13 protein-coding genes and 1 pseudogene are annotated in these 13,678 nt (G+C 40.9%); 3 read left to right on the top strand and 11 right to left on the bottom strand.

The window, feature by feature from the left end:
- Nucleotides 1–10: 10 nt before the first annotated feature.
- A complete protein-coding gene (locus tag ACQKL6_RS09835) occupies nucleotides 11–1,189 on the bottom strand; it encodes a putative glycoside hydrolase (RefSeq protein ID WP_402867790.1) in 1,179 nt (392 codons plus the stop codon).
- Between the two features lie 453 nt (nucleotides 1,190–1,642).
- Here ACQKL6_RS09835 and trpS point away from each other — a divergent pair, with 453 nt between their 5' ends.
- A complete protein-coding gene (trpS, locus tag ACQKL6_RS09830) occupies nucleotides 1,643–2,629 on the top strand; it encodes a tryptophan--tRNA ligase (protein ID WP_402867789.1) in 987 nt (328 codons plus the stop codon).
- A 42-nt stretch (nucleotides 2,630–2,671) separates the two neighbouring features.
- On the opposite strand, the gene ACQKL6_RS09825 is transcribed toward trpS, so the two are convergent.
- From ACQKL6_RS09825 to ACQKL6_RS09810, 4 genes are all read right to left on the bottom strand, one after another.
- Complete coding sequence (locus ACQKL6_RS09825; protein ID WP_402867788.1) at nucleotides 2,672–3,427, bottom strand: YjbA family protein; 756 nt, start codon at nucleotides 3,425–3,427, stop codon at nucleotides 2,672–2,674.
- Nucleotides 3,428–3,535: 108 nt separating this feature from the next.
- Complete coding sequence (locus ACQKL6_RS09820) at nucleotides 3,536–4,348, bottom strand: DUF2268 domain-containing protein (protein ID WP_427651018.1); 813 nt, start codon at nucleotides 4,346–4,348, stop codon at nucleotides 3,536–3,538.
- Nucleotides 4,349–4,438: 90 nt separating this feature from the next.
- A complete protein-coding gene (gene fabF, locus ACQKL6_RS09815) occupies nucleotides 4,439–5,677 on the bottom strand; it encodes a beta-ketoacyl-ACP synthase II (RefSeq protein WP_402867786.1) in 1,239 nt (412 codons plus the stop codon).
- A gap of 40 nt (nucleotides 5,678–5,717) precedes the next feature.
- A complete protein-coding gene (locus tag ACQKL6_RS09810; RefSeq protein ID WP_402867785.1) occupies nucleotides 5,718–6,653 on the bottom strand; it encodes a beta-ketoacyl-ACP synthase III in 936 nt (311 codons plus the stop codon).
- Nucleotides 6,654–6,849: 196 nt separating this feature from the next.
- On the opposite strand from ACQKL6_RS09810, the gene ACQKL6_RS09805 reads away from it, so the two are divergent.
- Nucleotides 6,850–7,083 carry a hypothetical protein gene (locus ACQKL6_RS09805; RefSeq protein ID WP_402867784.1) on the top strand — a complete coding sequence of 78 codons (234 nt, stop codon included), beginning with the start codon at nucleotides 6,850–6,852 and terminating at the stop codon, nucleotides 7,081–7,083.
- 39 nt (nucleotides 7,084–7,122) lie between these two features.
- Here ACQKL6_RS09805 and ACQKL6_RS09800 read toward each other — a convergent pair whose 3' ends face one another.
- The 3 genes from ACQKL6_RS09800 to ACQKL6_RS09790 form a co-directional block, all read right to left on the bottom strand.
- On the bottom strand, nucleotides 7,123–7,305 hold the full coding sequence (locus ACQKL6_RS09800; RefSeq protein WP_402867783.1) for a ComZ family protein: 183 nt from the start codon (nucleotides 7,303–7,305) through the stop codon (nucleotides 7,123–7,125).
- A gap of 292 nt (nucleotides 7,306–7,597) precedes the next feature.
- Nucleotides 7,598–8,440 (bottom strand): hypothetical protein, encoded by an 843-nt coding sequence (locus tag ACQKL6_RS09795; RefSeq protein WP_427651017.1) that lies wholly within the window; start codon nucleotides 8,438–8,440, stop codon nucleotides 7,598–7,600.
- A gap of 99 nt (nucleotides 8,441–8,539) precedes the next feature.
- A complete protein-coding gene (locus ACQKL6_RS09790) occupies nucleotides 8,540–9,262 on the bottom strand; it encodes a hydrolase (protein ID WP_402867781.1) in 723 nt (240 codons plus the stop codon).
- Between the two features lie 275 nt (nucleotides 9,263–9,537).
- Between ACQKL6_RS09790 and ACQKL6_RS09785 the strand changes: the two genes are divergently transcribed.
- On the top strand, nucleotides 9,538–9,729 hold the full coding sequence (locus ACQKL6_RS09785) for a YjzD family protein (protein WP_402867780.1): 192 nt from the start codon (nucleotides 9,538–9,540) through the stop codon (nucleotides 9,727–9,729).
- A 79-nt stretch (nucleotides 9,730–9,808) separates the two neighbouring features.
- On the opposite strand, the gene clpB is transcribed toward ACQKL6_RS09785, so the two are convergent.
- The 3 genes and pseudogenes from clpB to ACQKL6_RS09770 all read right to left on the bottom strand — a co-directional run bounded on the left by clpB (nucleotide 9,809) and on the right by ACQKL6_RS09770 (nucleotide 13,657).
- On the bottom strand, nucleotides 9,809–12,397 hold the full coding sequence (clpB, locus tag ACQKL6_RS09780; protein ID WP_427651016.1) for an ATP-dependent chaperone ClpB: 2,589 nt from the start codon (nucleotides 12,395–12,397) through the stop codon (nucleotides 9,809–9,811).
- Nucleotides 12,398–12,852: 455 nt separating this feature from the next.
- A pseudogene (gene tnpA, locus ACQKL6_RS09775) lies at nucleotides 12,853–13,297 on the bottom strand (IS200/IS605 family transposase).
- A gap of 180 nt (nucleotides 13,298–13,477) precedes the next feature.
- A complete protein-coding gene (locus ACQKL6_RS09770; protein ID WP_402867778.1) occupies nucleotides 13,478–13,657 on the bottom strand; it encodes a YjzC family protein in 180 nt (59 codons plus the stop codon).
- Nucleotides 13,658–13,678 lie beyond the last annotated feature (21 nt).

Here is a 13,678-nt window from a genome sequence, read left to right as displayed (position 1 = left end):
ATCTGATGGTTTATGGGGTGTAGTCTACCCCTTTTGTATAGCGGTTTGCAGCATTCCATAATAGATATTCATCAATTCCGTTATCATTTAACGCTTTAATTTGGGCTTCCACTTGTTCCTTACCATACTTTTGATAATTCCCCTCACCCAAGTATGAAGCAGTGAAGTCCTGAATCCACGGTCTAGAGGTAGGCGGCGTTTCTAGTTCCTTCAATTTCTTGTTCTCCAATTTTGCATATTCCCGAACAAGTTCATACGGTTTTAAATCCGGCTTTTCGATTCCGAAATAGGATGTCCAGTGACTTGGATAAATCATCGAAGAGATGACATCTACATTTTCAGAAATCTTGGAGAAATTTTGCCCAATACCAGGAGCTTCAGGTAATGTAGCGGCATAGCCGAAAATATCGACTGATACTTCCACACCATATGGCTCTAATTGTTTTTTTGCGTAGGCCACAAAGTCGGTTACGGCCTGTACCCGTTTTTCAGTATGGGTCTTATTGCCTTTTTCATACTCTCCCATATCATATTTTAGGTCATCCTCTTTATTCTCGAACCCTTCAGGAAAACGGACATAGTCGAATTGAATTTCTTTGAATCCCATCTTCGCAGCTTCTATGGCAATCCCCACGTTATAATCCCATACCTCTTTCAGGAATGGATTCACGAAAGATTCACCACGTCCATTCTTCCAGACCTTATCGCCATCTTTAAACGACCATTGTGGTTTTTCCTTTGCAAGAAGGGTATCCTTGAAAACGACGACACGGGCAATCGGATAAATCTTCTTATCCTCAAGCTTTTTTAACATGTCCACCGGTTTCCTTATGTAATCCTTTCCAATATTCGAATAAGGGGAATCCTTGTCTTCCGGTTTATAGGTAACATTCCCCCTGTCATCCTTAATATCGATGACCATTGCATTCAAATCGGTTTCGTCTACATATTGTATGAGTTCATTTAACTTGTTTCCACCAGCTACATGCCCTGTAACATAAAGCCCTCGTACTGCATCAGGATAATCAAACTTCAATCCAGAATCATATACGAATCTAGGGGCCAACTTTGGTAGTTCTTTCTGCTCAAGCGCCACAGTTCTTGCTTGTTCCAAATCCTCAGCATGGACCGGTTGCTGAACCAAAAACAAACACATTCCTGCCACTATACATTTACTTAACGATTTCACATCTTCACCTCATTCGCCCTTCAAATCTACAACAGACTCTTTTGTTTAATACCACAACAGCAAAACTTTATTCCTATAAAATAAACTTTTTTAAAAAAAATGGTGTGTAACAATCTCCTATATCATTATCCTACCCTAAAATCGATTCCCCATTGATGGTTAAAAATCAATAAGTTACGAATCCTTCTTTTTTTACCCCATCGTATATATTAGTTGTAATAAGGGCATGCTGTTTGGATTACATTTCTTAAGAATAAATGCTAAAATACAGGTATAATGGAAAATTCGTATCTCTAGGTAGACATTCCCTGGCGAGTACTGCCTTGCAAGACATAAATGAGCTCTCTTACACTTGCTGTACAGGAAGTGGATTACTTCCCTATTTATCCTTACAATAATGAAGAGCGAATATCCAATTAGTTAATTAAACGTATTTAGAGGAGTGACTAGCAGTTGAAAAGGATTTTCTCTGGCATTCAGCCATCTGGTTCTGTTACATTAGGAAATTATATCGGAGCAATGAAGCAATTTGTTAACTTACAGGATGAATATGACTGTTTCTTTTGTATCGTTGACCAACATGCAATTACAGTTCCGCAGGATCGACTTAAATTAAGAAAAAACATTAAAACACTCGCTGCCTTATATTTGGCAATCGGCATTGACCCTGAAAAGAATACGATCTTCATTCAATCAGAGGTTCCCGCGCATGCCCAGGCAGGCTGGATTTTGCAAAGCATCGCTTATATTGGCGAACTTGAGAGAATGACCCAATTTAAAGATAAATCAGCCGGCAAGGAAGGCGTTTCTTCTGCACTTCTTACCTACCCGCCACTGATGGCTGCAGATATTCTCCTGTACAATACAGATGTTGTTCCTGTTGGGGAAGATCAAAGACAACACTTGGAATTAACGCGAGATTTAGCTGAGCGATTCAATAATAGGTACAACGATATCTTTAAAATACCAGAAATCAGCCTTCCAAAGGCAGGAGCGCGAATAATGTCGCTTCAAGAACCGACTAAGAAAATGAGTAAATCCGACCCTAATAAAAAAGCTACGATTGCTCTACTTGACGATCCTAAACAAATCGAGAAAAACATTAAGAGTGCAGTAACTGATTCTGAAGGCATCGTTCGTTATGATAAAGAAAATAAAGCGGGCGTATCGAACTTAATGTCCATCTACTCCATCTTCAGTGGAAAAACATACGCTGAAATTGAAGAGATGTATGCAGGAAAAGGATATGGCGACTTTAAAGGTGATTTAGCTCAAGTGGTACTAGGAGAGATTCTACCCATTCAAGAGCGTTACTATAGCTTGATCGATTCCCCTGAACTTGATGAAATTTTAGATCGTGGGGCAGAGAAGGCGAATATCGAAGCCAATAAGATGATTAGAAAAATGTACAACGGCATGGGACTTGGAAGAAAAAGATAATGGAAAAAGACGATCCGCAACGGATCGTCTTTTTTTGTGAACCTATAATATGGATGGACTATCGCCGGCTTCTACTTGCCAAAGTTTTTCGAAAAAGGGTTGCCCTTTCACTAAATTTTCACATAGCTGAAGGTGTTTTTCAGACCAACCTGTTTTCATTTCCTCATATAACTCAAGCCACGCTATCTGAAAGTCCATATCCTGAATGCTCTCATATTTCTCAGGAGCCCATTCAGTATACCAGTATCGAATTTCAGCCGTATTCTTTGCTGTGAATAACTGATCCATGGCCATGAAAAGGAGCTGTTTCAATTGCCTTTCTTTTCTTGTCAATCCATTCATAAATAAGGGCGATGGAGACAGAATATGATATTCTTTCTCGCTTTCAGGATTTTCCGTAAAAGTATAATCCATCTCTTCGTGATTTTCGATCATGTCATAAACAATTTGTTCCTGCCGAGGAATAATTCTGCTTTTCCGGATGGGAATATGGTAGCCTATTGTATCCACAGCAAGTATTCCATGTCCATCGGTCACGACAAAACAGTAGTCAAGCTGAATGCGTTCATGATTTTTCCTTGCATATGCTTTTTGGTAGACATCGTTCAGTAATGCCTTCGGTAATTCAGATAGGTCATTTTCTATGTAGTGAAACAAAGTTGTTGAAACTTTCATCAGAGGAACTTGATCTAGCAGTTCAATGCCATCATCCTTCCTCCATTCATGAAAATGACAAATATTATAACCATTTTCCTCTCCTTCAAACCAGTTAACCCATACATCATGAAGATATAACATTATCCATCCCTCACTTAAACAAATTTCTGTTTGTCAATCAGTATAGGCAGGAACCATACAATTTATTCCTATTTCAGAAAACAGATTTTGAAATAAACCACGTATAAATTAACTCTTTTCTGTTATGAATTCTTCAGATTGGATAGCAAAGGATTTTTTGACGGAGAAATTTTTGAATTGTTTCACTAAATGAAAACCACTGCAATACCCCAACATCTCCGGATACCCTTTTTTTCCCAGAAGAAGGGCATCATGTAGCGGATCCGTGCGTTTCTTGTTCAGGTTTTCTACTAGATAGCTGTCCCAAAAATGCTGAAGCTTTTCTTCTGAATATAATTGTGTCCATTTTGCCAGGTATTTCGTTCCTAAATACTTACCGACTGTCCTCTCGGCGAGTCCTTCCATGATCATTGTATCGAGTAGGGTATAGTTTTCTTCCGCCTTTTTTAAATGGTGCAAACGGCAGACGTGATGGTATTCGTGAATCAGCACTGCTTCCATCTCTTTTTCGGTTATATCGATATCGTAAAAAAGAAATAATTTATCTTTAAAGGCCAATCCTGATTTACTCTCATTCGGTTGCTTCCTTCCAGAGGCTACGAGAGGAAAGATATAAATGGGGATATCGGGTCCCCCCCATAATTTCTTATAAGTTGTAAATAAACTTTGTGTTTTGACCCATACATTTTTTTGTTTCAGTTCATCGAAGGTTTTTTTCGTTTTTGGATTGGGCAGGTACATTCCATGGTTTTGTAAATGGCGGTAGATCATGTCTTCTTTAACCTGTTCATAGAATTCCCCTTTCAACTTCTCCATCATCTTAACCGGATGGTCAAAATCCTTTTCCATCCACTCATTAGTTGAAATAACTCCCATCCGTTTCGCCCCCACTACTTCATCCTCTTTTATTGTATGTTCCAAAAATGCTTAGTGATACATCATTCCCATTACTTATTCCCAACATAAAAAGAGCAAATCCCAAGATTTGCTCTTCCTCTTCATTACTCTTGATTATTGATATTTCTTGAATAGGATAGTGGCGTTATGACCGCCAAATCCTAATGAATTACTGATAGCTGCCTTAATTTCACATTCCCTTGCTTGATTTGGCACATAGTCCAAGTCACACTCAGGATCCGGTGTTTCTATATTGATGGTAGGGGGCAAGATGCTATCCCTGATTGCTTGAATCGTAAAGATGGCCTCTATACCACCTGCTGCACCCAGCATATGGCCTGTCATTGATTTGGTAGAGCTTAATGCTAGTTTAGAAGCATGCTCCCCAAATACTTCTTTGACCGCCATCGTTTCATATTTATCATTGTAAGGTGTGCTTGTACCATGGGCATTAACATATTGGATGTCTTCCGGTGTTAACCCTGCATCTTCAATCGCAATTTTCATTGCCCTTGCCCCACCTTCTCCACCAGGCGCTGGAGCCGTAATATGAAAAGCATCTCCGGTCGTTCCGTATCCAGCTATTTCAGCATAAATATACGCTCCGCGGTTTAACGCATGTTCTAACTCCTCAAGAATGATCACGCCTGCTCCTTCCCCGATGACAAATCCATCACGGTTAGCATCAAATGGGCGGCTCGCCGTATTAGGATCTGGATTGGTGGATAGAGCTGTGTTCGCACAGAATCCTGCAACTGCCATTTTTGTAATCGGCGCTTCTGCACCACCAGTAATCATGGCATCGGCATCTCCACGCTGAATGGCCTTAAATGCATCACCGATGGAATTCGTTCCCGTTGCACAAGCCGTCACGGTGCAAGAGTTGATCCCTTTAGCGCCCAGTAAAATGGATACCTGGCCCGCTGCCATATCTGGTATCATCATGGGTACGAAAAATGGACTAACCCGCTTATAGCCCCTGTTCAAGAAATTTTCGTGCTGGGTTTCAAGTGTCTCAAGCCCACCGATTCCAGAACCGATCCAGACTCCTACCCGCGTTGCATTTTCATCCGTTATTTCTAATTTACTGTCATTTAAAGCCATGACTGAAGCTGCAATCGCATAATGCGTAAAACGATCCATTTTGCGTGCTTCTTTACGATTAATATATGTTTCGATATCAAAGTCCTTTATTTCTGCAGCCACTTTAGCAGGAAAATCATCAGCATTAAGACGAGTTAATGGCCCAATCCCTGATTTCCCCTCAATTATATTCTTCCATCCAGTTTCTGCATCATTTCCAACTGGAGAAATAGCTCCAATCCCTGTTACAACAACACGACGATTCGTCATTACAATGGCTCCTTCCTTTACTCAAATATTTCTTTTATTTTCATTTTCCCCATCTAAGGGCAATAGCTCCCCACGTGAGTCCTCCACCAAAACCAACCATGACGAGCAAGTCATCTTCTTTGATTCTACCTGCTTCCATTTCTTCCACAAGAGCAATTGGTATGGAAGCTGATGAAGTATTCCCATATTTATGAACGGTCTTTGTCATTTTTTCAACGGGTAGGCCCAAACGTTCTCTTGAAGCCTCCATAATTCGAATATTGGCTTGATGTGGGATTAGTAAATCCACATCCTCTTTGGTCAATCCTGCTTTATCCAATACATTCAGGCTGGATTCTCCCATTTGACGGACAGCAAATTTAAATACTTCTCGTCCATTCATCGTGATGAATTCCCCATCTTGGAATAGATGCTTAGCACCAGATCCATCTGCACCTAATTCAAAAGAAAGAATTCCCCTGCCTTCTGATACAGGTCCCACGACAGCAGCCCCAGCTCCATCCCCAAAAAGGACAGCGGTATTGCGATCATCCCAGTTAGTGATCTTGGATAGTTTCTCAACCCCAACAATCAATACATGCTTGTAAGCACCTGTCTTAATAAATTGCTGCGCCGTAATCATAGCATACATGAAGCCAGCACATGCTGCACTAACATCCATTGCAGCTGCTTTCTTCGCACCCAACATTTCCTGGATCATACAAGCGATGGAAGGAAAAGGCCGATCGGGTGTAACAGTTGCGACAAGGATTAAATCTATATCCTCAGCTGAAATGCCTGCATTATCTAAAGCAGCTTTTGCTGCGCCATAAGCCATATCGGAAGTTTCTGTTTCATCATTGGCTATTCTTCTTTGTTCGATACCTGTCCGAGTACGAATCCACTCGTCCGACGTATCCATGACTTTCTCTAAGTCCGCATTTGTGACGATTTTCTCGGGTAAGTAACGACCAAGCCCTAATATACCAGCATTCATTTCAGCCAACCCCTTATATTTTTATGAGTTATTATTATCATCTATTATTACCTGGTACTAATTTTATAGAAAAATACGCTTTCTTGCAAGAGCTATCAGTTTGAAAGTCTAATTAATCTGCATCTTAAGTCGGACAAGGGCCTAATCCAAGGACGCAAGCGTGCATACATTATAGTAAAAGAAGGGAGGAATCACAATGGATATTTTTAATCGCAACAATCGAAGGAACCAGGACGATCCCTTTTCCAAAATGATGTTTGGCACGCGTAACAACGAGCCCGAAGAAGAACCTGAGAAAGAAGAGACCCAGATTGATTATATGCAATTGATGGCAAGCGTAGAGACATTAGTGGGTTTGTACGATCAATTTAAGCCTACCATCCAGAAAGTGAACCCCATCATTTCAAAGATGCTGAAAAAAGAAGAATAAACAGAAGGCTGCCCGATTATCCGGACAGCCTTCTCTTACTTAACGTTGGGCATCTTGTTTGCCAAGGTCATAAGCTTCTTGCATCACTTTCTTAAATAAATCCATGAATGGCTCTGCCATGTCCATTGAAAATGGAATCCCGCTTGCCTCTAACTTTGCTTTTGCTTCCGGGAAGTACTTCATAGCAATCCCCATAAATTCAAGGGTTTTATCTGAACTCATTTTTTTGCCTCCTTACCATACTTGGTCATTTTGAATGCACCATTAGTATCCTTTGATGACACTTGGAACATGATTCTACAAATGGGTATCCCATAAACCAAAAATCAGGTTCATTCTTATCATAATTCCCCAAAGTCCATTCGTAAAGCCGAAACTTGCCTGAATGAATATTCTTCATGCTATATGCCATCTTGAAAGTACAGAACAATTCCCAGGTACTAAGGTATGAGTTCCCCCTTCACTTTATGACTTTCTTGATTAATTCCACACATTGGGCACTCCTGGATAATGTTTAGTCCTTCTTATCGCGCATCCTCCACTTTGTAAGGAGGTTTAACCGTTTATTTTGCTCGATTTGCAAGGTGATGCCTTCCTCTGGACTCGTTTTATTAGGCACTTCATATACGGTTCCTTTCGTTGCCTTGATTGGAGATTGTGGGGGAAGTGAGTCGATCACCTCTTGTTTAAAAATGAGCTTGGCACATGTATTCCAGTGGTCGTCAATGCTGCTTTTGAGGTGAAGGCTTCTATCAGTGGAAGAAAGGAGCTGTTCAAGACCCTCGATGAAATCGGCTATAAAAAGCGCATCCTCCCTGTATTCTGAAGCGAGTGTAGCTTGGATAGTTGATTGCTCTAGTTGGCTGATACCCGCTTCAAATCCCATGGTTGCTGGTTGCCAAGGACCATATATCGTCGGTAAATATACTGTTTTGACTGAATAGAAGCCTTCACAAGCGTTTAATACAGTCTGAAATCCTTCCGTATCAGCATCGATTGGAAGGAGCACCACAATTTTCAGGCTATTACCATGACCGTTTTTCTTGCATTTTTCAAGAAAAGAAACAATATCATTTATATGAAGATCCTTTAAAGCCGTTTTCCCTCTTCTACTATCATAAAAAGATAATAGAATGGTGAATGGCTCGGAAACATCCAATAACCGAAGTTTATTAATTGGCAGATAAGTAAAGTTGGCGTTACGCCCTATTTCTAGCTCCTTTTCTTCTATAATATATTGATTGGTCTTTGTATCCTCCCAATCAATTCCGATTACCTCTTCCCCCTGCCCCAACAAATATTGTGTCACATGAAAACCTACAAATTGATAAGCCCCAACAACAATATATGTCCCCATAAATACAGCCTCCCCTTATGCAATGGCTCGCTTATCCGTCACCGCAAGTTTTTTCGGATGCTGTATCGTATGCAAAGTACCGAGAAAATATATCCATTCTCATAAAGACTCTTCATTTTCATGAAAAAACTTCTGGATTTGATAAGGGATTTTATACCGTTTTTCTGCTAGCAAATAGGTTAACTGCAAATGGTCTTTCCTGGTTCTCTGAATCCTCCGATAAAATGAGGCTTGTTCTTTTCGAAAACTGCCGAAAACAAGAATCACCTTCACCGGTATATGCTCCGTGAATGCCTGCACATTGGAATCCAAAATTTCTTTCTCCATATCAGCTGGATCTACCTCATATGCTGCGGCTATTTCCGATAGCCACTTTTTATAAAAGAACTTATTATCCTTTTCTTTTTCCATTTGAACCTTCAAAGATAAAATCGGGTCAATGAGGACAACCGAACGGATTTGGCTTCCCATCTCTTTCATTAGTCTCAATGCCAGCAGGGCTCCTGTCCCCTCTGCAAGAACATGGATTTTCCGATTGACTATTTCATTTTTCATAAAGAGGATATATAACTTCAACGAAAGATCAAGAGCTTTGGGGCTCCCCCAGTTCGCCCCGTAAAAATTCGAGGAAAAAAGGGTGTAACCGGTTTGTTTCAAATATTCTAATATACGTAACCTACCCGGATGCTGAAGCCAAAAGCTACTGTCCTTATCTACAAAAGAACTTCGGTCCCCAATTACCATGACGGAAAATCCACTGGGTTGTTCTGGATAATAGACGATATTCCATTGGTCTTCGATTTGAAAAGTTCTCTGTTCCATCTAAACTAACTCCTTTTAGGAATATTACTATTAGTTAATTTATGTCGAGATATCAAAAGGGTAAGGGGGGACGCCTATCTTCGAGTCTTAAATTACTTTTCTCCATTAATTTTCAGGAATCATGCCTGCTGGATTCGTGACTGATATCGCCCGTCGTTCAAAAGACATGAAAGGGCAACGATGAATTATTTATCAGTTATTATGAAAAAGCCGTTTTAACTGTATATTAATTATGGTAAGATAAAAAAGACTGTAGTGGAATGAGGTGAAATTCGATGCGTTATGCTTGGACAATTCTTTGGACATTCGTATTAGTGCATATGCTTGTATATGTTGTTTCTTCCATGATCGGAGTTTCATACGATGCTACACAGGGAACAATTTTAGGACTTATTACGGCTGTTCTAGTTTGTATCATCCCTGCTGTTATGCCTGAAGGGCCATCAAAAGACTCACATCAACATTAAGAAGCAAAAGAGGACATCCTTTTAGGATGTCCTCTTTCATATACCGTTTTCAGCTATTTTCTAAACTAACTGCTTACATTTACCTCAAAACCAATCCCTCTTGGTCATAATCTATCGTCATACTTCCATGATCACCAATCGTACCCGATATAATTTTACGGGCAATCATCGTTTCCAGATGCTTTTGGATAAAACGTTTCAATGGCCTTGCTCCGTATACTGGGTCATACCCTTGTTCAGCAATAAATTCCTTAGCGGCATCCGTCACACCAAGCGTGATATCTTGTTCAGTCAACCTTACTTGCAACTGTTGAATCATCTTTTCAACAATACCGACAATCTCTTGTTTTGTGAGTGGCTTGAACAGAACGATATCATCCACACGATTTAGAAATTCAGGACGGAAATGTCCTCTTAACTCCGTGAAGACCTGCTCTTTTATTCCTTCTTCAATGGCTCCATCTTCTCGATTGGACTGAAGCAAGAAATGTGAACCGATATTGGAAGTCATAATGATCACCGTGTTTTTACAGTTGATCGTTCTACCTTGAGAGTCCGTGATCCTGCCATCGTCGAGCATTTGCAATAAAATATTGAAGACTTCCGGGTGAGCCTTTTCGATTTCATCAAGTAACACGACCGAGTACGGATTTCGCCTAATCGCTTCCGTCAACTGACCGCCTTCCTCAAACCCTACATATCCGGGAGGCGCCCCGACCAAACGGGAAACGGAATGTTTCTCCATGTACTCAGACATATCAATCCGTATCATATGTTCATCACTATCGAATAGCGTCTCTGCCAACGCTTTGACCAATTCTGTTTTACCGACCCCTGTCGGTCCAAGGAAAATAAAGGAACCTATTGGTCTGTTTGGATCCTTGATCCCGGCTCTAGCCCGTAAAACAGCATCCGATACAAGTTCCACCGCTTCCCCTTGACCGATTACCCGTTCATGAAGAATATCCGAAAGACGAAGCAATTTATCCCTTTCGCTTTCCACTAACTTACTTACCGGAATACCCGTCCATCTAGCAACGATTGAGGCAATTTCTTCCTCGGTCACTTCTTGGCGGAGCAAACGGGATTCCTGCTTCCCATTTTCCACCTCTTCTTCCATGGCCTCCAAATCCTTTTGAAGCTGTGGAATCTTCCCATGTCGAAGTTCAGCTGCACGGTTCAGGTCATAGTCATTTTCCGCCTGTTCCAGCTCATGCTTTAACTTTTCAAGTTCTTCCCTCTGATCCTGGACTTTTTGAAGGGACGATTTCTCCATTTGCCATTTGGCTTTCATACTGGTAGCCTGATCCTGCAATTCCGAAAGTTCTTTTTGGAGTACCTCGAATCTTGCTTTGCTTTGAGCATCCTCTTCGTTTTTAAGGGCGGCTTCCTCTATCTCCAACGTCATGACTTTCCGCGTAATCGCATCAAGTTCCGCTGGCATCGAGTCGATTTCCATCCGGATCATTGCACAAGCCTCATCCACAAGGTCTATTGCTTTATCCGGTAAGAAGCGTTCCGTGATATAGCGATTTGATAGAACAGCTGCTGCCACAATGGATCGATCATGTATTCTGACCCCATGATGGACCTCGAACCTTTCCTTCAGACCACGCAAAATGGAAATGGTATCTTCTACGTCTGGCTCTGGAACGAGCACTTGCTGGAAACGCCGTTCAAGAGCGGGATCCTTCTCAATATACTTACGATATTCGTCAAGTGTGGTTGCACCAATGCAATGCAATTCACCACGCGCTAACATTGGCTTCAGCATATTTCCGGCATCCATTGCCCCTTCCGTTTTACCAGCACCGACAATGGTATGCAATTCATCGATGAATAATAGGATGTTCCCATCGCTCTTTTTCACTTCATTCAGAACCGCTTTCAGTCGTTCCTCAAATTCACCGCGAAACTTAGCCCCGGCAACCAACGCACTCATATCAAGCGAAAACACCGTTTTATCTTTAAGCCCTTCCGGTACATCTTTTCGGACAATTCGTTGGGCCAGGCCTTCGACAATGGCCGTTTTACCAACACCAGGTTCCCCAATCAATACGGGGTTATTTTTTGTCTTACGTGACAAAATACGGATGACATTCCGGATCTCCGTATCACGGCCAATGACAGGATCCACATTCCCCGCCTTCACTTCAGCAACAAGATCTCTTCCATATTTTTTTAAAACTTCATATGTGTTTTCCGGATTTTGACTAGTCACTCTCTGATTCCCCCTTATCGTTTGGATAATTTGCTTTGCTTTCCCATAGTCAATCCCATAGTCCGCAAATAGCTTTCTTATGTTCGGTTTATCTTCTTTTAACAAAGCAAGCAAAATATGCTCAACTGATAGATACTCATCCTCCCAGCTCTTCATTTCCTTTTCAGCTGCCGACAGCACATTCTGAAGGGAATTCGACATATAAACTTGAGAGGTGCTTCCGCTCACTTGAGGCAACTTATTTATTTCTTTATTCAGCTCCGTATCGAAATGACTGAGCGATTGATTCGTTTCCGACAAAATTCTAATGAGTAGGCTTTCATCTTGTGTCATCAGGGCTTTTAATAGATGAAGCTCGGTAAGTTCCGGGTTTTCCCTATCCTTGGCCAGCTCCTGCCCACTTATAAATGCCTGCTGGGTTCTTTCCGTCATCGTATTAAAATCCATCTTAAAACCTCCCATTCATTGTTTCCAAAAGAATGCTTATGATGTTTGACCAACTTTGACCTTTATATTTTAATTATACTGCTTATTATTCCCTTGTAAAGAAAAGTTATATGGGACATTGATAATTTCTGCTATTAACCCTTTACAACCCATCCTACCAGAGGGTTTATACAATCTGCTTACTCTAAAAGTTAAAAGTTAAAAGCAAAAAACCTCTCTTCAATCAAGAAGAAAGGCCAAATCATCCCGAAAAGCCTTTAAGTAAATATTTGCGGAAGAGTTTTTTAGAAATCTCGAATATTTTCGGATATACTCAAGAATAATGTTCCAATAATAACGTCCACCCGTGATAATGGGTGGTTTTCTCTGCGGCTGAAAGCCTTTATTACTGACCAGGCCCTAAAGGGCCCCTGATCGTACTACTTTTACTGGCCAGACCTTAAAAGGCCTTCCACTCACTTCCTTTTCTTTTTCTGTATCTCTTCACCTGTGAACGGATCTGCGACTATATCATCTTGTATCTGGTTCCGTATGTATTCTTCTATACCTTTTTGTTTCGTCCAACTGTATCTACAATCCCGTACACCAAAACTTTCGGTTTCCATACCTGTATTTCAAATTCGTATGACGGTCAAATATATTCAAACTACTTTTCCCTTTAAATAACCCACAAATGAAGTTACACTTATTTTTGGTGGGATGCTCACGAGCATATGTACATGGTCTTTACATGCCGTTGCTTCAATGATTTCCACTCCTTTCCTTTCACATAGCGTGCGCCGACCGATATCCTTTTTTATCTTTCTTGTAAATCACTTGTCTTCTGTACTTCGGTGCAAATACGATATGATACTTACAATTCCAGGTAGTGTGTGCTAAACTATTAGTGTCTTTTGACATAAAACTCCTCCGTGATGCTGATATTTTGGTTGGCGAACCAAAAATATTTTAGCACCATGGGAGAGTTTTTTTAATACCACGCTGAAAGCTTTTTAGAACCGTAGGCCTAGCCTAGGGTTTTCTTTTCTACAAAAAAAGCAGGAAAGGGAATGATCATCCTTTTCCTGCTTTTCCATTTCATTATGGCTTTCTTTGATAGGTCCATAGCCGGTTATGATTCGAAGTCTCAGGAAAGGTGTCCCCTGCTTCGAGCTTGACCATTTTCGGATTGACTACCATACTTCCTGTTTCACCGATTTCTACGTATGCCCCATTATTAGGTGCTTTTTGCCCTGGCTTAAATTGACGATTTTGCCCCATGTATTTCACCCCTTTACATGC

The sequence above is a fragment of the Peribacillus sp. NPDC097197 genome (assembly GCF_050278025.1).
GTDB lineage: Bacteria > Bacillota > Bacilli > Bacillales > DSM-1321 > Peribacillus.
This window is presented reverse-complemented; position numbering and strand designations above follow the sequence as displayed.

Coding starts and splice junctions, on each gene's coding strand:
- ACQKL6_RS09825 (WP_402867788.1), bottom strand. CDS start 3,427: ATGTTATATCTTCATGATGTATGGGTTAACTGGTTTGAAGGAGAGGAA.
- fabF (WP_402867786.1), bottom strand. CDS start 5,677: ATGACGAATCGTCGTGTTGTTGTAACAGGGATTGGAGCTATTTCTCCA.
- ACQKL6_RS09810 (WP_402867785.1), bottom strand. CDS start 6,653: ATGAATGCTGGTATATTAGGGCTTGGTCGTTACTTACCCGAGAAAATC.
- ACQKL6_RS09805 (WP_402867784.1), top strand. CDS start 6,850: ATGGATATTTTTAATCGCAACAATCGAAGGAACCAGGACGATCCCTTT.
- ACQKL6_RS09800 (WP_402867783.1), bottom strand. CDS start 7,305: ATGAGTTCAGATAAAACCCTTGAATTTATGGGGATTGCTATGAAGTAC.
- ACQKL6_RS09795 (WP_427651017.1), bottom strand. CDS start 8,440: ATGGGGACATATATTGTTGTTGGGGCTTATCAATTTGTAGGTTTTCAT.
- ACQKL6_RS09790 (WP_402867781.1), bottom strand. CDS start 9,262: ATGGAACAGAGAACTTTTCAAATCGAAGACCAATGGAATATCGTCTAT.
- ACQKL6_RS09785 (WP_402867780.1), top strand. CDS start 9,538: ATGCGTTATGCTTGGACAATTCTTTGGACATTCGTATTAGTGCATATG.
- clpB (WP_427651016.1), bottom strand. CDS start 12,397: ATGGATTTTAATACGATGACGGAAAGAACCCAGCAGGCATTTATAAGT.
- ACQKL6_RS09770 (WP_402867778.1), bottom strand. CDS start 13,657: ATGGGGCAAAATCGTCAATTTAAGCCAGGGCAAAAAGCACCTAATAAT.